This is a genomic window from Marinifilum caeruleilacunae (assembly GCF_013141825.1).
Lineage (GTDB): Bacteria > Bacteroidota > Bacteroidia > Bacteroidales > Marinifilaceae > Marinifilum > Marinifilum caeruleilacunae.
In genome coordinates this window covers 131,638-151,610 of sequence record NZ_RZNH01000005.1, presented here as the reverse complement: position 1 = coordinate 151,610, position 19,973 = coordinate 131,638, and the positions used below count along the sequence as shown (strand labels likewise).

Annotated in this window: 11 protein-coding genes and 1 other RNA gene; 4 read left to right on the top strand and 8 right to left on the bottom strand. The window is 39.7% G+C overall.

All coding sequences use genetic code 11. The features are described 5' to 3' along the window. Positions 1 to 321 precede the first annotated feature (321 nt). Positions 322 to 2,277 carry a polysaccharide biosynthesis protein gene (locus ELS83_RS05300; protein ID WP_171594486.1) on the bottom strand — a complete coding sequence of 652 codons (1,956 nt, stop codon included), beginning with the start codon at positions 2,275 to 2,277 and terminating at the stop codon, positions 322 to 324. A gap of 979 nt (positions 2,278 to 3,256) precedes the next feature. On the opposite strand from ELS83_RS05300, the gene rnpB reads away from it, so the two are divergent. Further along, positions 3,257 to 3,613: RNase P RNA component class A (gene rnpB, locus ELS83_RS05295), an RNA gene on the top strand. Between the two features lie 732 nt (positions 3,614 to 4,345). Here the strand turns inward: rnpB and ELS83_RS05290 are convergent. From ELS83_RS05290 to ELS83_RS05280, 3 genes are all read right to left on the bottom strand, one after another. After that, positions 4,346 to 5,479, bottom strand: a complete 1,134-nt coding sequence (locus tag ELS83_RS05290) for an SPOR domain-containing protein (protein WP_171594485.1) — start codon at positions 5,477 to 5,479, stop codon at positions 4,346 to 4,348. A gap of 809 nt (positions 5,480 to 6,288) precedes the next feature. Continuing rightward, a complete protein-coding gene (locus ELS83_RS05285; RefSeq protein ID WP_171594484.1) occupies positions 6,289 to 8,172 on the bottom strand; it encodes an OmpA family protein in 1,884 nt (627 codons plus the stop codon). A gap of 989 nt (positions 8,173 to 9,161) precedes the next feature. Continuing rightward, positions 9,162 to 10,400, bottom strand: a complete 1,239-nt coding sequence (locus ELS83_RS05280; protein ID WP_171594483.1) for an S-adenosylmethionine:tRNA ribosyltransferase-isomerase — start codon at positions 10,398 to 10,400, stop codon at positions 9,162 to 9,164. A gap of 95 nt (positions 10,401 to 10,495) precedes the next feature. Between ELS83_RS05280 and ELS83_RS05275 the strand changes: the two genes are divergently transcribed. Then, entirely contained in the window at positions 10,496 to 11,524 is a 1,029-nt protein-coding gene (locus tag ELS83_RS05275; RefSeq protein WP_171594482.1) for a Smr/MutS family protein, read from the top strand. 968 nt (positions 11,525 to 12,492) lie between these two features. Here ELS83_RS05275 and ELS83_RS05270 read toward each other — a convergent pair. From ELS83_RS05270 to ELS83_RS05260, 3 genes are all read right to left on the bottom strand, one after another. Next, the gene (locus ELS83_RS05270) at positions 12,493 to 13,143 is read right to left on the bottom strand and encodes a LysE family translocator (RefSeq protein WP_216616389.1); all 651 of its coding nucleotides are present in this window, start codon (positions 13,141 to 13,143) and stop codon (positions 12,493 to 12,495) included. Between the two features lie 54 nt (positions 13,144 to 13,197). Beyond that, positions 13,198 to 15,006 carry a bifunctional lysophospholipid acyltransferase family protein/GNAT family N-acetyltransferase gene (locus ELS83_RS05265; protein WP_171594481.1) on the bottom strand — a complete coding sequence of 603 codons (1,809 nt, stop codon included), beginning with the start codon at positions 15,004 to 15,006 and terminating at the stop codon, positions 13,198 to 13,200. A 210-nt stretch (positions 15,007 to 15,216) separates the two neighbouring features. Then, positions 15,217 to 16,062, bottom strand: coding sequence for a histidinol-phosphatase (locus ELS83_RS05260; RefSeq protein ID WP_171594480.1), 846 nt, complete (start codon positions 16,060 to 16,062; stop codon positions 15,217 to 15,219). A 120-nt stretch (positions 16,063 to 16,182) separates the two neighbouring features. On the opposite strand from ELS83_RS05260, the gene ELS83_RS05255 reads away from it, so the two are divergent. Then, positions 16,183 to 18,018 (top strand): YgiQ family radical SAM protein, encoded by a 1,836-nt coding sequence (locus ELS83_RS05255; protein ID WP_171594479.1) that lies wholly within the window; start codon positions 16,183 to 16,185, stop codon positions 18,016 to 18,018. Positions 18,019 to 18,130: 112 nt separating this feature from the next. Next, entirely contained in the window at positions 18,131 to 18,856 is a 726-nt protein-coding gene (locus ELS83_RS05250) for a tetratricopeptide repeat protein (protein WP_171594478.1), read from the top strand. 123 nt (positions 18,857 to 18,979) lie between these two features. On the opposite strand, the gene mnmL is transcribed toward ELS83_RS05250, so the two are convergent. Beyond that, a complete protein-coding gene (gene mnmL / locus ELS83_RS05245; protein ID WP_171594477.1) occupies positions 18,980 to 19,927 on the bottom strand; it encodes a tRNA modification radical SAM protein MnmL/YtqA in 948 nt (315 codons plus the stop codon). Positions 19,928 to 19,973 lie beyond the last annotated feature (46 nt).

The window sequence follows — 19,973 nt, the reverse complement described above, 5'->3', positions numbered from 1 at the left end:
ACTAAACACGCCCCACAAATTGCCATAAACAGTATTCAGCACTCAGCATTCAGCCACCAGCTTCAAGACTTGCAAGAAAAAATTCTCCTCCAGCCCAAACTCAACTCCTAGGTAGCTGAGCGGAGTCGAAGCTCGCCCTTTAGACCTTTAGACTATTCGACTTTCGAACACTTTTTGCCGTGCAATACTAACAAGAATATTTCAAATCAAAAGCTGCCAAATGTGCCAAGTTTTAATAAGCCAGTATTACAGGCTGATAATCAAAAGAAAAGCTGTTTTGCCAATCACAAAACAGCTTTTATAATGATAGAATTTATCTTATTAATTCAACAATTCTTTGATCTCTTTAGAAACACCTTGCTCCCCGACTAACTTAGTCTTGGAAACATAGTTTTTATCCAATTGTTCGTATATCGAATTCATCGATTTAAATTCAGGAACAATGCTTTTCATATGAGCTACAATCTTAAAGTTATCATTTGAATCAAGTATGGAGTAGAACTGCTCAATCAACAATTGCACTTCCACCTGCTCATATTCTCTCACTTTAGCAACCATAATTCGTGGATGCTTAGTAGGCACAGTATTTTCTTTCACATTCAACAGCTCCTCGTACAACTTTTCTCCTGGTCGCAAGCCTGAAAACTGAACCTGTATATCTGTACCCAACTTCAAACCACTCAACTTAATCATCTTGTAGGCCAAATCAGCAATCTTCACCGATCTTCCCATATCGAAGATGAAAATCTTACCTCCTGAACCAATTGCACCTGCCTGCATCACCAACTGACAAGCCTCTGGAATGGTCATAAAATATCTCGTAATTTCAGGATGCGTTACCGTAACAGGACCTCCTTTATCAATCTGTGCTTTAAATCTAGGGATAACAGAACCATTAGACCCCAATACATTTCCAAAACGAGTGGTAATAAAGTGTGTTTTCACACCAGGACGATTCAAAGTCTGGGTGTAAATCTCAGCAATACGCTTGGAAGCCCCCATCACATTGGTTGGGTTCACGGCTTTATCCGTTGATACCATTACAAAACGCTCAATACCAAACTCCAAGGACAGATCTGCAATATTTTTAGTTCCCAACACATTAGTTTTGATCGCCTCAGAAGGATTATTTTCCATCATTGGTACATGCTTGTATGCTGCAGCATGATATACCAAGTCGGGTTTATAAACCTCAAACATTCTTTGGGTTCTCTCCTTGTCTCGAATATCACCAATCACAATTTCTGCATTGAAGAAGTTCAATTCTTCTTTTAAGGACAATTCTATATCATATAGTGGAGACTCAGCTTGGTCGAACAAAACAATACACTTTGGAGAAAAACGTGCTACTTGTCGTACCATCTCAGATCCAATGGAACCTGCAGCACCTGTTACCAATACCGTTTTGTTATTTACCTGCTCGTTGATTTGATCCCAATCCAGTTTAATTGGATCACGCTCCAGCAAGTCTTCAATTTTAATGGCACGAATCTGCTTCACGCTCAACTCACCATTCACCCAACTCTCAAACTTTGGCACCTCCCAAACTTTCACATTGAATTCAAGGCACTTCTCAACCACTTCACTTTTCTGAGCGGCAGTTAAATCCTTCTTGGCAATAATTACTTTATCTACCTCTTCTTTCTGGATTAACTCTTCCAGATCAGAAGTGCTATATATTTTTACATTTTCCAGCTTACTTCCCACTTTCTTATTGTTGTGGTCAATAAAAGCTACAACAAAGCTATTCACATCGCTACTGCTATCCAAAGCATGCTTTGCCATGATACCAAATTCATCGCTACCGTAAATCAATACATTCTCACGAATTTTGGATCGGGTAAGGTACCTATTATAAATGGCTTTAAATATGATACGACTACTGGTCATTAGAAAGACCACAGCAATATATTCAATAATTACTATGGAAAAAGGAACGATAAACATTCCATCTCTTGCAACGAAGCTCAACACATTCAGCAATGTAAAAAGTGCTGAACCAATGGAAACTACTACAAATATTCTTTCTGCATCCTTCGAGCTCGTGTAGCGAACAATTCCGGTATAGGTTCCTCCATACAAAAAAGTTAATGCCCTGAAGACAACAAAGAGAGGAATAATTACCTTTGCAGAATTTAAATTCACATTCGTAAAATCGAAATTATAACGCAAAAGATAAGCAGCAGAAATCGAAACCAAACTTATAGCCAAGTCAATCACGAACACAATCCAGCGTGGTGTTGTCTTGTCAAAAATGTTAATTTTCGGTAAAGTCATAATAAACAATTTATAGTAGTGTAGTGTGTGTTTAAGACACATAAAGTTAGCTTGACAAAAATAAGCGCTTATTTTACGAAATGCAAGTGTCAAATGTGTCAAGTTTTTTTTTTCATCAAACCTAACCGTTATTTCACACTAATTTATTCGTATTTTATCATAGATAGTCCTGTCAGCTATTAGATTAGAGATTGTGCAAACGGTTGCGTCGCTTTCATCAAATTTATTTTACAATTACACCGTTTTATTTTACAATCACCCTAATAAAATTTCAATAATTATCTTTAATAGGCTGTACTTCTGACGATTACAGGATGCTTTTTTTGCCAAACTGAATAAATAATTCTACACTAAAATTGTCTTTTTAAGCTTCCTTTTCTCGGATTCCAATAATTTCCATTCGTAAATCGGAAACAAAAACAAACTTTTATGCCTTCTTGTAGGGTCTGGTAGGTTAAAAAAGTCGAGCTTCGACTCCGCTCAGCTACCTAAGAGTTGAGCTTCGACTACTCCCGAAGTCCTTTGGGGAAGCAACCTACGAATCTATGGCTAGCCAGTAACGCATTCACTCATTCACTCATTCACTCATTCACCCATTCACACGAAAATGTCTTGAAAAGTGCAGGAACTACTAAAGCTTTATGCTTCGCCCTGAAAGGGCATACTACTTCAGTCCAGGGCAAATGAGCACAGCGAATGTCACCCTGGGATAAGACAAAGCTTGGAATCGTCGCAACTGGTGGCTTTTATTATTGTGCTTTGCTGCATGCGACGGGAAAGCTTCGACTCCGCTCAGCTACCTTTCGGGACAGCTACCTAAGAGTTGAGCTTCGACTACTCCCGAAGCATTTTGGAGCAGCTACCTACGAATCTATGGCTAGCCAGTTACCCATTCACTCATTCACTCATTCACTCATTATTAATTGTTCATTGCTCATTGTTAATTGATAATTGTTCATTATAATTTACTATCTTCGCGCCGGCAGACCGTTCTATCGCTGTTTCGCAAGAAAGAGAGGAAAGTCCGGGCAACACAGAGTAACATACTTCTTAACTGGAAGAAGGTTGAAAGACCTTAGTAGTAGAGCAGAAAATAACCGCCCTGATTTATTGGGGTAAGGGTGAAAAGGTGAGGTAAGAGCTCACCGGTACCTGTGGTGACATGGGTAGCCGTGTACCTTATGTGTTGCAAGATCAAGTATACCGTCAGCTGTAGGCTTACTCGGCCGATGTCGGGGGGTAGATTGCTAGAGGCATTTGGCAACAAATGTCCGAGATAAATGATAGAAACTCTTTTCGAAGAGGACAGGACCCGGCTTATAGGTTTGCCTTTTTTAATTAGTAATGAACAATTAGTAATTAAGAATACCACCTCAATTTATTGGGGTGGTTTTTTTTGTTTGCAGTCGAAAAGTCGAAGGGTCTAAAAGTCGAGCTTCGACTCCGCTCAGCTACCTATGAGTTGAGCTTCGACTACTCCTGAAACCTTTCGGAACAGCTACCTACGAGTCTGGAAAAGTCTTGAAGAGTGAAGGAAGTGCTAAGTTTTATTCTTCAGCCCTGTAAGGGCGTGGTATTTATAGCCCAGGGCAAATGAGTGAAACGAGTGGCGCCCTGGGTAAAAACTGGTGGCTTTTATTATTGTGCTTTGCTGCATGCGACGGAAAAGAAAGTCCAAAAGTCATATAGTCGAAAAGTCAAATAGTCTAAAAGTCTGGAAAAGTAGAGAAACTGCTAATTTTTACCTTTAGCCCTGAAAGGGCATATTATTCTAGCCCAGGGCAAATGAGCAAAACGAGTGGCACCCTGGGTAAAAACAAATGATGTTAATCATCGCAACTGGTGGCTTTTAATATTGTGGATGGTTTCATGCGATGGGAAAGCTTCGACTCCGCTCAGCTACCTTTCGGGACAGCTACCTAAGAGTTGAGCTTCGATTACTCCCGAAGCATTTCGGAGCAGCTACCTACGAATCTATGGCTAGCCAGTAACGCATTCACTCATTCACAAACTCACAAAATTACAAATTCACAAAATTACAAATTCACGAATTCACAAACTCACAAAATCACAACTTCACAATAAACGCATCTCTAAAACCCTGCTTGCGGACTTCTCGTAATTCGCGGCGACACACCCAGTAGTTGTCGTAATCGCCTACAAAATAGCGGTACAACTTGTCGTTCTGGTCGTAAGACTGGCTTACGCCATCGATTTTGAATCGCTCGGTCTTTACTTTGTTTCGGCCGGCGAAAATCTGGATGGTATAATGGGCATCGGCAGCAGCATCGGGCTTGGTAACCGATCGTTTTTCCTTGCTCGGATCTTTGATTCCTGCTTTCGTGAAGCCCAAGTCATGAAGCTTTCGAACCGCTTCGTCGGCCTCTGTTTTATCATTATAAGGTCCTACTTCGATGTAGTAAAGCGGTGTTTTTGCAAAACTTGTAGTCGACAACTCATAGTAGTAGTCTACATACTCTTTGCCACGCATTTTGCGTCCCATATTATTGGAAGCAGAAGCTGTAGTCGCACTTGCCGGCTTAGCTTTTGAGGCATGCATTAAAGTACCCTTGTTGATTACAACCAACTGGGCCGATGCATAATCCTTACGAATCTTATCCTCCAGGTATTTTTGTGCATTCCCAACATCTTCGAATCGTCCGTACAGGTAGTAGAACTGATCTCCTTGTTTGTGAGCCTTTGGTTTCAAGGGTGCAAACTGATCAGCAGTTAAAATTTCTTTCGATTCTTTTAACAGGATGGTATAGAAATAAGCATTATCGATATCGCTTAATTTTGCGATGGCTTGCTTTGCACTCTCTTTTTGCTGTACTTTTTGGTCCTGTGCTTCGAGATCCACAACCCCTGCCAGATCCTCTTCCGAGAATTCTTCGAGCAGGTCAATTACTTTGGCCTCCTCATATCCCATTCCTCTGATTTTCTCACTTAAATCCTCAGCTTCTTTTTTCGATTTGGTAATGCCTGAAACATAGTGAAAAACACCATCTCCACTTAGCTCAATTACTCCTTCCAGTTTTTCAAAATAATCGGTGTAAACCGGATATTTGAACTGTGCAATCTCAACAGCATAAGAAGTACTTCCTGCCGATGATGAGCCAAAATTCAAATCTAAAAATGGGGAGAAATAGCCTATTGTTCCAACGGACAATACAAAGCAAATGATGAAGTAAATGTTTCTCATAGTTTACGATAGAATAGAGTATAAGAGATAAATTGGACGCATTATACGTAGTAAATATAATAAAATCCGAGTGATTATCAATTATGATTTTCTATTAACAAAGAATAATTATATGCAGAGCACACTGGCTTTGATGAATGGCCTGGAAAGAACGGTTAGTTTGTAGCTTCAAGTCGCAAACCCTAAGCTTTGGCAGCTGATATTTGATGGTTGGGCTTTTAACGGCGTGGGAATTTGGGGTTTCATGAAGGAACAATGAGTAATGAGTAATGAGTAATTAATAATAATTGTTCAGTGGTCAGCAGTTATGAATTAGTGGAATCTACAAGTCTTGGTAGTTCTTTTTCTCTTCAAAACTCTTAGGTAGCTGTCCCGAAAGGTAGCTGAGCGGAGTCGAAGCTTTTTCCGTCGCATGCAGCAAAGTACAATAATTAAAGCCACCAGTTGCGACAATTATCACTGTTTGCTTTATCCCAGGGCGCCACTCGCTGCGCTCATTTGCCCTGGGCTATAAATACCACGCCCTTACAGGGCTAAAGAATCAAATTTAGCAGCTCTTTTACTTTTCAGGACATTTTCTTGTGAATGAGTGAATGAGTTACTGGCTAGCCATAGATTCGTAGGTAGCTATCCCGAAAGGTAGCTGTCCCGAAAGGTAGCTGCCCCGAAAGGTTTCAGGAGTAGTCGAAGCTCGACTCATAGGTAGCTGAGCGGAGTCGAAGCTCGACTTTTGGACTATTCGACTATTCGACCTTTCGACCTTTCGACCTTTCGACCATTTGACTTTTAGACTTTTGGACTTTTAGACCTTACTTCACCACAAACAACAACTCCAATCGCCTGTTTTCCTTGTGTTTCTCTTCGCTGCACGCTACCCCGTCCACACAACCATTAATGATAAACTGTTCACCATATGCATTGTAGGATATTTTAGATTGCTCTACACCCAGGGCCAGCAGGTATTCAACCGCCTTTTTAGCTCGCTTGAGCGATAATACTTTGTTTGTTTCTGCATTTCCTCTCGAATCGCTGTGGGCATTGATAACAATCCCCAGGTCGGGATAGATTTTCCAGAAATCGGCCAATTTTTTCAACACCTGTTTGGCATTGCTATTCAAGTACGGAACACCCGATTCGAAGTGAATTTTTCGAAAAATCATTCTTTGATCAGGATAATGTATGGCTGTTAGTTCTTTGGCAAAACTCTCTTCTACACTTACCTTCATTCTCAAAAGCAAAAGCTCTACATTCAAATTCGATTCTGTTGGGTAAAATTTCATGTCAGATGATTCGTATCCCTCTTTCGCAGCCTCAATTTCATAAAGTATCCCTTTACCCAACTCGTAGTATGATACATCAAACTGATAGTTCCCCACGGCTGCTTCATCCACAGCAATATCCTGGTTGTCTAACACTCGTTTTACACTGATATTGGCCCTTGATATTGGATTTTGATCCTGATCATCTTTCACCAGTAGTTCCACTTTTACTTTTTTATCAGCTCCCAGCGAATAAATTCGATCGCGAATTCCTTTCTTGTTTCTGTCCGAAACAAAGATGAGCTGATTGAGTTCCGGACTGTCCTGAATGCTAAAATCGTTGTATGAAGAATTCAGGGGTTTCCCTGCGTTTTCAATATCACCCCATTTTCCTTCGGCAGTCTTCGAAGCTTGGAACAAATCCAACATTCCATAACCCACCTGCCCATCTGAAGCGAACCATAGTTTCCCATCATTCAGGATGCGAGGATAAATTTCATTTTGCCTGGTATTGATCTCCTTTCCTAAATTCACCGGCACACCCCAGGATTTTCCTCTTTTGTGACTCACATAGAGGTCCATTCCACCTTGTCCACCCGGCATATCGGAAGCAAAGTAGATGCTTTTACCATCCCGACTCAAAAAAGGATAAGCACAAGAATATTTTCGACTGTTAAAAGGCAATACTGCACTGGCTTTCCATTTTCCGTTTTTAAATTCAGCTTCGATAATCTCCATAAACTGTCGCCCCTTTTTGGTGTACCAACGTGTGTAGTACATCAACTTCTCATCTGAAGAGAAACTTACTCCTCCAACATCAACTCCCATATCCAGTTTGGCTGCAAATTCTTTTACAGATAAAAATTCCTGCTGCCCAAGCTCACTATAAAACAATTGGTAGGTTTTATCTCCCTTGGCATTTTTAGTTCCCAGGTTCGAAAACACAATTTTATTGGCCAGCACATTCACTCCCAGACTCTTTGACTTGGGTTGCTCTGAGAGCGGGCGCAATCGCATCCCGGGATTCTCTTCCCCATTATTGAGTTTTTGGATGGCATCAACCCTTCGGTCAATCAAATCTCTGTCCATTCCTGCAGTCGCTGCTCTCTCGCTAAACAGAATGGCAGCTTCGTAGTTTCCCGCGTTCAGGTAAATTTGCGACAAGGCCAGTAAATCATCAGCAGTTTTCTCACTATCATAAATTTTCTGATAATAGGACTCTGCCTCCTTGTAATCGCCAAGAAAATAGTAGGACTCTGCAATTTTTCGGTTGATGGAAGGATTTTTCTCCTTCACATTTTTAAGGTATGCAATTGCTTCCGGGTACTGAGCTTTATCAAAGGCTTTCTCTCCTCGCCTCTGAAAACGGCTCTGCGCTTGCAATACAAAGGAAAAAAATAACAATAAGATACTTAGCTGAATTTTGGTGGCCATATTTTATCATGTTTGGGATGAACATAAATAAAAATAATGCTTTTTTGGAGAAAAACCAATTGGATTTTTCGGCATTTGGATACTTGATATGAGGCAAGATTGTATTGGTCTCTTTGAGATTTCGACTGGAGATGAATGATCAATTAGCAATTAGCAATTAACAATGATCAATTAATAATAATTGTTCAGCGGTCAGCAGTCCTGAATTAGTCGAAGTGCGACTTTTAGACTATTTGACTTTTAGACTATTTGACTTTTAGACCTTTCGACTCTTCGACTTTTGGACTTTTGGACTTTTGGACTTTTGGACTTTTGGACTTTCCTTTCCGTCGCATGCAGCAAAACACACTAAAAAAAGCCTCCAGTTGCGACGACTACCATCATTCGTATTTACCCAGGGCGCCACTCGTTTCACTCATTTGCCCTGGGCTAGAATAATACGCCCTTTCAGGGCTAAAGAATAAAATTTAGCAGCTCCTTCACTTTTCAAGACATTTTCGTGTGAATGAGTAATTAACAATGAGCAATGAATAATAATTGTTCAGTGGTCAGTTGTCATGAATTAGTGGAAGTGCGACTTTTAGTCTATTTGACTTTTAGACCTTTCGACTTTTTGACTCTTCGACTTTTGGACTCTTGAACTTTTAGACTTTCCTTTCCGTCGCATGCAGCAAAACACACTAAAAAAAGCCGCCAGTTGCGACGACTACCATCATTCGTATATACCCAGGGCGCCACTCGTTTCACTCATTTGCCCTGGGCTAGAATAATACGCCCTTTCAGGGCTAAAGAATAAAATTTAGCAGCTCTTTCACTCTTTAAGACATTTTCGTGTGAATGAGTGAATGCCTTACTCGGTAACCATAGATTCGCATATAGCTGTCCCGAGAGGTAGCAGTCCCAAAAGGCTTCAGAAGTATTAGAAGCTAGACTCTTAGGTAGCTGAGCGGAGTCGAAGCTCGACTTTTAGACTTTTCGACTTTAGACTTTTAGCCTTTTCTCATCAACAGCGAACTATCCCCATAACTCAAAAAACGGAAGTCATTGTCAAGTGCATATTGGTAGATGTTTCTCCAATCTTCTCCAACCAAGGCAGAAATAAGCAATAGCAAGGTACTTTGTGGTTGATGGAAGTTGGTTACCAAACCTTTGATCACTTTAAAATCGTAGCCAGGAGCAATGATAATTTGGGTTGCAGCATTGAAAAAACTTAACTCATTTTCCTCCATATAATCACAAATGGCATGGAAAGATTCCACAACACTAAAATGCTTAGGAAGTTCGTAGGCTTCCCATTGCTTTAACAATTTTGGATCATCGGAATTCGACAGAATTTTTACGCCCATCCAGTACAAACTTTCCAGGGTTCGCACCGATGTGGTTCCCACCGCAATCACTCCATTTTCACCAGCAGCTATACTCTTCAAACTCTCGGCAGTAACCTGAATGTGTTCCGTATGCATTTCATGGTCGCCAATTTGTTCCGATTTTACTGGCTTAAAAGTACCAGCTCCAACATGAAGGGTTAGCTCTTCTCGCTGAATCCCTCTTGAATCAAGCTCTGAAAAAACTTTATCGGTAAAATGCAATCCGGCAGTTGGCGCTGCCACAGAACCTTCATATTTTGAGTAAACAGTCTGATATCTCACCAAATCACCATCTTCTGTATCTCGGTTCAAGTAGGGAGGTATTGGAATTTTTCCAGTTTGTTCCAACACTTCGCTAAAACTCAGATCATCATGATTCCAGCTGAACTGAATTTCCTGTGCACCATCCAACAACTGAACTCTCTCGGCCTGTAATTTATACTCTTTGTCTTCAACAAAAAACGACATGCTCAGCACACCCGACTTCCACTTCTTTGAATTTCCAACAATACATTTCCATGTAGATTTTCCTGTAGCCTGGAACGCCAAATTGTAATCGGCAGGATTTAAGGGTTCAAGGCAAAAAATTTCAACCCTGGCACCCGTTTCCTTATGGAAGATCAATCGCGCCTGAATTACTTTGGTATTGTTGTACACCATTTTTGTTCCCGGCTCAATTTCATTAGGCAAGTCACGAAACACTCTTTCATCAATCTTGGCATTGCGATACACCAAAAGCTTCGAAAAATCGCGATTCTCCAAAGGGTGTTTTGCAATTCGATGATCAGGCAATTCGTAAGTGAAATTTGCAATTTCAATTTGTTGTGTCTCTAATGATTTATTTTCTGTATTAATCTCCATCTTCCTTTATCTGTCGGCCACACATTATTGTGCAGCAATTCATTTTGATCGGCAAAAATAGCTAACTTTGTCGGGAATTAAAAAAATCAGATCAAATGCAAATCAATATAGGCGATAAAGTCCGTTTTCTGAACGATATAGGTGGTGGAATTGTAACCAAAATACTGGATGCAAAAACAGTAATGGTGTTGAACGAAGAAGATGAATTCGAAATTCCAAGCTTAAAGAAAAATCTTGTGGTAGTAGAATCGGCTTCGGGCGAACAGTCAAGTCCACAACAAACAGCCCAAATTTCACAAGAAAATGGTGCAGTAAGTAAACCAAGTCAAAAACTTACTATCGAGAAAGAAGATGTGTACATTGCCTTTGCTCCAAGAGAAGGCTACAACCCTACCGAAAGCCCTCTTGAATTGTACCTGATTAACGATACCAATCATATTTTGCTTTACGGATTTTACGATCAAAAAGGCAATAAGATGGAAGGTCAGACTGCTGGAAATCTTGATCCAAAAACAAAAATATTACTAAACGAATATGATTTGAAGGAATTGAATGAGTTGTCGAGCTGTTTCTTTCAAATCCTATTCTATAAGCCTGGAGAATCAGATATCAAAAAACCACTTGAGAGAAATCTTAAAATTCAGCCTGTAAAGTTCTACAAATCTAGCAGCTACAAAGAGACCCCATACTTTCATCAGGATGTAATCCTTCACAAACTAACTGGTGAAGATCTGGAACACAAACTGGATGAACTCTCTCAAAAAGAGTTCAAGAAGGTAATGCGTGAAAAGGAATCTTCAGGCAAGCTAAAAAGTAAGCCGGCAAGTATTAAAGGCAAAGACGATATCATTGAAGTTGACCTGCACATCAATGCATTAATCGATTCGGTAACTGGTCTTTCCAATGCCGATATTCTCGAATTTCAACTGAACAAGTTTCACGAGGTAATGCGTCAATATCAAAGCACAAAAGGCAAACGAATTGTATTCATTCACGGCATTGGCAACGGCACTCTCAAAAAGAAAGTACACGACGAACTTCGCCGAAAATACAAAAAACACTACCAGCAAGATGCTTCCTTTAAAGAGTATGGCTGGGGAGCAACTATGGTAACCATACGATAGAAAGTCGAAAAGTCTAAAGTCGAAGAGTCTAAAGGTCGAATAGTCGGGAAGAGTCCTGAAAAGTATAGGAACTGCTAAATTTGATTTTTTAGCCCTGAAAGGGCGTATTATTATAGCCCAGGGCAAATGAGCGAAGCGAATGACGCCCTGGGATAAAGCAAACAGTGGTAATTATCGCATCTGGTGACTTTTGACATTGTGGATGGTTTCATGCGACGGAAAAGCTTCGACTCCGCTCAGCTACCTTTAGGGACAGCTACCTATGAGTTTTGAAGAGAAAAAGAACTACCAAGGTTTGAAGATTCCACTAATTCATAACTGCTAACCACTGAACAATTATTATTCATTGCTCATTGTTAATTACTCATGGATCATTGCTCATTCACACGAAAATGTCTTGAAAAGTGAAGGAACTGCTAAATTTGACTCTTTAGCCCTGTAAGGGCGTGGTATTTATAGCCCAGGGCAAATGAGCGAAGCGAATGACGCCCTGGGTAAAAACGAATAATAGGAATCGTCGCATATGGTGACTTTTGACATTGCGGATGGTTTGATGCGATGGAAAAAGCTTCGACTCCGCTCAGCTACCTTTCGGGACAGCTACCAAAGGGTCTGGCATAAAGTCTTGAAGAGAAAAAGAACTACCAAGGTTTGAAGATTCCACTAATTCAAGACAACTGACCACTGAACAATTATTATTAATTGATCATTGTTAATTACTCATTGCTAATTGCTCATTCACAAAATCACAAACTCACAAAATTACAAAATCACAAACTCACAAAATTACAAACTCACGAATTCACGAAATTACACACTCACGAATTCACTCATTCACTCATTCACGAAATCACAAAATCACGAATTCACAAATTCACAAAACCCCAAATTCCCGCCTTGCCAAAACGCCAAACAAGAATGTCAGCTGACAAGGCTTGATGCGAGCAGCTTACGGCCTGAAGCCGAACTTACGAATGCAAAAAAGATTTAATAGGCTCGAAACAAGCCAAAAAGGCAAGGAAACCAAGAATTGCAATTACAATTCCCGAAATCTTATTGATCCAGAACAACTGTTTTAAACGAAATTTGCTTCTGAATACATTGATAATGGTTGAAAGCGTATACCACCAAAGTGCACCGCCCAATAATACACCCAAAATCAGGAACAATTCGATGCGCAGGGTTGGATTCGATCCAAAAATTGAAGCCCCGGCAAATACCGCCACAAATACAAATACTGCAATAGGATTGGATGCGGTCAGGAAAAAGATGGATAGAAAATCGCCAAGCATCCCTTTTTTGCCCGGTTTATGAGCTCCTCGGATTTGCTTTACAGGATTGGTCAGGAAAATTCTCATTCCCACATACACCAGGAAAATACTTCCGATTAGTTGCAGGTAAAACTCCTGGGCTTTGATAAAATTAATTACAATACCCAAACCAAATGCAGCAACCGTAGCATAAAACATATCGGCCACTGCAGCACCAAGTCCCGAAACGAACCCGGCCAATTTTCCCTTCTGTATCGTTTTTTGAATGATTAACACGCCTATCGGACCCAAAGGTATCGACACCATTAACCCCACAACAATCCCTTTAAATAAATATTGAAAGTCCAACTAATCGTCTTTTTCAGTTAACAAAATTGAGTCGCAAAGTTCGTAATAAATCTGTTAAAATTCCATATCATCCGAAGAAAATCTTTGAAGAATTGTATCATCGTTAATTTCTTTCGATAAAGATTCAATCACCTTCATAGGAACATCGAACAGATCAATTACAATTAAACCGTCCAGACAATCGTTAAAATTCGGGTCGATATTAAAGCCGATAATCTTGGCATTCAGCGAAATATACTTCTTCAGCAAAACCGGCAATTTATCGTTAGTAATCTCAAAATCACCTATCAGCTTGTCCAGTTTATTGATATCGTTCTTGGCCGTTTCCAACAAAATATCAATATCCAAATCGGTTGTTTTCACTTTAAACTGCTTTCGCGATTTAATGTGCTGGCCCAACTCATAATCGAAGTAATTGGCCATAATAAACTTAATAATCAAATCTTTCGACAAATTCGAATACTTGTTACTAATACTTACCGGACCAATTAAATAGCGAGATTCAGGGTTTTTCAGCAAGAAATACAAAATTCCTTTCCATAACAGGAACAAAGGCATTGGCTTACGCTGATATTCCTTCACAATAAAGGAACGACCCAATTCAAGCGACTGGTTCAATATCGGCTGAAACTTCTTGCCCATTCTAAAAAGACTTTGCAGGTAGAAACCTTTTAAGCCATATCCAGGCAGGATTTCGTGCCCCTTACCAACACGGTAAGCGCCAACAATTTTATGATTTTCCTCGTCCCAGATAAAGAGCTGGTGATAATACAAATCGAATTCGTCGATATCGATACTCTGATTGGTACCCTCTCCAACCTCGCGGAAAGTAATTTCTCGCAAACGTCCAATTTCATTCAGAATATTTGGCAATTTCGACGATGGTGCACAATACACACCATAGGTTCGGCTCTTGAACAACATGTATTCATCTGCCAGTCCTTCTACCTCCTTTCGTATCAAAGTAGGATCAACCGCAGGAATAATCTCCTCGGCCTTTACCTGTTTTGTTTTTTTGCGCTTAAAGCGATAAAATTTCTTTACTTCAATCGGGGTTCCAAGCATGTAAGTCTTGGCACGAAGAAACCTTCCGTACTGGTTGATATCGGTGAAACCTTTCTGATCTTTTTGTGATATCGGGTTACCAATACGGATGCGAACCACCTTATTTTTCTTGTTCAGCAGCTCAGAAGGCAGCTTTACCGTTCTCAAACTCGGATGAATCATTCCCAACAAATGGAAAATCAAACTATTGTTTCCCTGGAAATATATCGGAACCACCGGAACGTCAGCCTTCTTAATTAATTTCAAAATGGAAGGCATCCATTGCTTATCGGTAATATTGTGAGTGGCCGACTGGTAGGTCGACACCTCTCCTGCCGGAAAAATCCCCAAAGGTTTGCCATCGCTCAAATGGCGCAATGCCTCTTTCAAGCCCCCGGTACTCGAAGCTGCTCCTTTTCTGTCTTCAAAAGGATTCACACCCAGGAAATAATCCTGTATTGGCTCCACTTTCTTTAGCAGGAAATTCGCCATAGCTTTAAAATCAGGGCGAACAAGACTCAATAATTTTATCAGGATAATTCCGTCGATCCCACCAAACGGATGGTTCGATATGGTAATAAAAGCGCCCTCTTTTGGAATACGCTTTAATTCTTCTTCATCAAATTCAAACTTAATACCCAGCTCATCAATTAATGCATCGATAAATTCAATTCCATCTTTACAGCAATTGTCAGAATACAATTTGTTAAGCTTGTTCAGCTTTAAGATGTACATTAAAAATTTGGCGAAACTTTCTCCGCCAAACCAATTCAAGCTTTCGCTGGCCTTTAGTAAATCTTTAGGATCGACTAATTTCATAAATCAATTTTTTCCAAAAAGTCCTCTTCCGAGGGATAATCTCATCAATACACAGAGATTTCTTTTCTACTTTAGTTTTGTTTTGGTTGTCCTTTCAATCTCTAGCTTTCGAACTTCATTCGATCGCTTTTTTTTGAACTGAGTAAAAATAGCATTAATTCTGATATGTCAACATGGATATTTGGTTAAATCATACCAGTTTCCTACTATTTAAATGCTTTCTTTTATCCATTCTCCCTTATGAAAAACAGTAATCTGCTCAAAGCCTATCTGTTTCAAACTTTTTCGGCACTCCTCAAAATGTTCTAATAATTCTTTTGGCTGATGCGCATCAGTACTTATTGTAATTGGAATTCCCCTTTTGCAGCATTCCATCAAAAAATAATCACCAGGGAATAATTTCTGCGATTTCTTTTTATAAACACCTCGAGTATTTACCTCAACAATTGATCCCGACTTTTCAACAGCATCGAGGGTTTTGTGCAACAATTCAACATACCAGGCTTCCTCTTCACTAAAAAACCTTCCCTTGTTGTTCATTTTAATCTTGTCGATATGACCAATCACATCGGGCTTTTGGGTCTCTATCATTTCAATTACCTGATGATAATAGGCCGAAACTGCCTTTTGAATATCCCCTTGAAACAAGCGCTCCAAACCTTCCGAATAGTTGGTATCCGGACCATCGATAAACCAAAAGTCATCCTCTTTTTCTGCCTTTACCAAATGAACCGAACCAATGGTATAATCCAATCCTGCCATCCTACTCCATTCCGAAAAATCTTTACTAATTCCAGGAATATAGTCCAGTTCCAATGATAGATAAACATCCAATTCGTCTTTATATTGTTCTTTCAGCTGATTAATTTCCCGAATGTATGCATTCAAATTGGAAGCTTTCATCGCCCAGACAACAGCTACAGAAAGTGGAGCGTGAGATGAAAAACCTATGGCTCTCATCCCTTTCTTAATCCCTTCTTTTACGTAGTCTTCCGGATTTTCCTTTCCATCGCAAAAGGACGAATGGGTATGATAAGAAAAGTATGTCATATTCATGTTTTATGTTGTGCAAATATAAATGCAATGCAAATAAGTTACAAGGCGCTTTATCGATAAGCTCTTTTCTTCTTTAAAATGTTTTTAAATAATCCTATCTTTGCAGTAATTTCAAGACATATGGCGAATAAAGAAACAACAAGATATAACACATGGCTACCTACATCGGCCAAGGAAGTGAAAGAAAGAGGATGGGATGAACTGGATGTAATACTTTTCAGTGGTGATGCCTACGTGGATCATCCATCTTTTGGCGCTTCGGTAATTGGAAGAATTATCGAGCACGAAGGGTTAAAAGTAGCCATTGTGCCTCAACCAAACTGGCGCGACGATTTGCGTGACTTTAAAAAGTTAGGTCAGCCACGTTTGTTTTTTGGTGTTACTGCAGGAAATATGGATTCCATGGTGAACCATTACACTGCCAATCGCCGATTGCGTCATGATGATGCCTATACACCAGGAGGAAAACATGGATTTCGTCCCGATAAGCCAACTGTTGTTTACACGCAGATTCTTAAAAAACTATACCCCGAAACACCTATTCTTGTTGGAGGCATTGAGGCTTCGCTGCGTCGATTAACCCATTACGACTATTGGGAAGATCAGTTAAAACCAAGCATCCTTTTGGATAGTGGTGCCGACCTGCTGGTTTATGGAATGGGAGAAAAACCGCTAAAGGAAATCATCCGATTGATGAAACGTGGAGTTCCTTTTTATTCTCTTACCAATATTCCGCAGACATCCTTCATTGTAAACCAGGATGAGAAATACGCCACGAAAAAGCAATGGCAAAGCCAGGATTTATTCTCACACGAGGATTGTTTGGCTGATAAAAAGAAATTCGCCAGCAACTTCCGTTACATCGAAATGGAATCGAATGCCATGATGGCAAAGAAGCTGACACAAAACTATAAAGATCAGCAGATTGTTGTAAATCCACCATACCCGGTAATGAACGAAAAGGAAATGGATGAAATTTACGATTTGCCATATACAAGATTGCCGCATCCACGATACAAAAACAAGCACATTCCGTCATTCGAAATGATTAAATTCTCGGTGAACATGCACCGCGGATGCTTTGGAGGTTGCTCTTTCTGTACCATTTCGGCTCACCAGGGAAAATTCATTGCCAACCGTTCAGAAAAATCAATCCTGAGAGAGGTTGAGCAAATTACCAAAATGCCCGATTTTAAAGGCTACTTATCCGATTTAGGTGGACCATCGGCCAATATGTATCAGATGAAAGGAATTTTTGAGTCGATTTGTAAAACCTGCCGACGCCCTTCCTGTATTCATCCTGATGTTTGTCCGAACCTGAATACCAATCATCAGCCAATGCTTGATATCTACAAGAAGGTGGATAAAGTGCCAGGCGTAAAGAAATCTTTTGTGGGCAGTGGTGTTCGATATGACTTAATGCTGCACAAAACCAAAGACGAAGAGGCCAACAAGTCAAACAAAGCCTATGCAGTTGAACTGATCAAAAATCATGTATCGGGAAGATTAAAGGTAGCACCTGAACATACATCCGATGAAGTATTGGAGATGATGCGTAAACCTTCTTTCAAATTGTTCTATGAGTTGAAAAAAGTGTTCGACGAAATCAATAAAAAAGAAGGCATGAACCAACAGTTAATTCCTTACTTTATATCGAGTCACCCGGGCAGTCATGGAAGCGATATGGCAGACCTGGCCATTAAAACCAAAGAATTGGATTTTAAATTGGAACAGGTACAGGATTTCACCCCAACACCAATGACTGTTGCAACGGTAATTTACTATTCGGGTTATCATCCTTATACTTTGAAAAAAGTGTATACCGCCAAAAGCAAAAAAGAGAAATTATCGCAAAGAAAATTTTTGTTTTGGTACAAAAAGGAATACCGCGATGCCATTAAGCAGGAGTTAATTAAAATGGGAAAAAAAGATTTGCTCACCAAGTTATTTAGGTAGTTTAACAAACAATAAACACAATTGATAATAATTCTATTGACATTAATTTCCTATTGTTTTAATATTAAATGATATAATTGTACATTAGGTGTTCAAACTCTAAGCTCGATCTATGAAACTTTTTTACCAAACGTCTTTTAAATTTTTCTTGTTAGTGGGTATTGTTTTCTTGTTTACCAATTGCGAAAAGTCAAAACAAGACCGACAAAACGAAAAAGGGATTGAATTGTTGGCAGAAAAAAAATATGAGTCTGCAGTGAAACATTTCACAGCAATCATAAAAGAGGATAAAAATTATCTGCCGGCCTATTTCAATCGGGCAATTGCATATTCTTACCTGAATAACAACCGGGTAGCCATTAAGGATTTAAATGTGGTAATAGGCAAACAAAAATTCGAGGAAGAAGCTTACCTGAACAGAGCCATTCTGTACGAAAATCAGAAAAACTACAAACAGGCGATTAAAGATTATTCTCACGTTTTAAATATCAACCCACGAAATTTAAAGGCTTACCATTACCGAGGCATTTGTAAATATTATATCGAGGATTACAAGGGTGCCATTGCCGATTACAATCATTCCATTAAGATTGGCCTTAATTCATCAGGAGTTTATTACAACAAAGCCGTATCATTAGATTGCACCGGAGATTTTACCGATGCCATTAAATTTTACAACAAAGCCATTACCATCGATAAAAAACTCGACAGAGCTTACTATGCCCGAGGAATCGCCAAACTAAAAAACGGGGATAAAAATGGAGCGGTAAAAGACATCAAAACCTCGGTAAAAATGGGCTACAAAAAAGGTTCTGATGTGCTGAAGCAAATTCAGTAAAGCGCAGAAAGATTATTTTTCAAACCAATATTCTCCTACTCCTAATTCAATGCCAACAATAGTATTGTAGAGGAATTTCTTGTGTGCTTATTCATACCATTTACCTCATGAAAGAGCGACAAACTATTCCTCAAACAATCTACCTTGCCAGGTATTTCGTTCTTTCAGAAGGTTATTCAGTTTGTTTACGAACTGGTAGTTCTTAATTCCCCACTTGGGAGCAATCAACCAACCCGGAGGCGCCTGGTTGATAAAGCGTTCCAGCATCACATCCGGGCTCACCCTTTCTATTACATCTACAATAAAATCGAGGTATTCTTCGAATTCGAAAAGGTAGAACCTTTCGGGATCTTTCTCATACTCCTTAGCCATTTGGGTATGGTTCAAAATCTGAAGCTGGTGTAACTTCAAGCTTTCAATCGGCAACTTCGATAGTCGAATGGCATGCTCAAGCATCTCTTCCTTGCTATCGTAAGGCAAACCATTCACCAAATGGGCGCCAATATGAATGCCACGATTGGCAGTCCTCAGAATACACTGCTCGGCTTCCCGGTAAGTATGACCACGATTGATTGCCAGTAAAGCCTCATCATTGGCCGACTCAACACCATATTCAATACCGATATAGTAGTTCTTTGCCAATTCTTCCAGGTAATCCAAAACCTCATCACTTACGCAATCGGGACGTGTTCCAATTACAAGACCAATTACTTTTTCGTGCGATAAAGCCTCCTGGTACAAACTCTTAATTTGATCGATATGTCCGTAGGTATTCGAATAGGCCTGGAAGTAAGCAAGGTATTTTTGTGCTTTGTATTTTGAATTGAAGAAAGCTATCCCTTCTTCAACCTGTTCGGTTACCGATTTTCTAGGACTACAATATTCAGGATTAAAACTATTGTTATTGCAATAGGTGCAACCTCCTACTCCTTTGCTTCCATCACGATTAGGGCAAGTAAAACCTGCATCGATAGATACTTTTTGAATGCGTTCAGAAAATCGGGATTTAAAATAAGAGGGAAAATCATTATAACGTCCTTCGTGTCCCCAAGGATAAGCAGTTTTAGTCATGTACAGAATATTTAGGCGGTAAAAATACAAATAGAAATTTAATTTA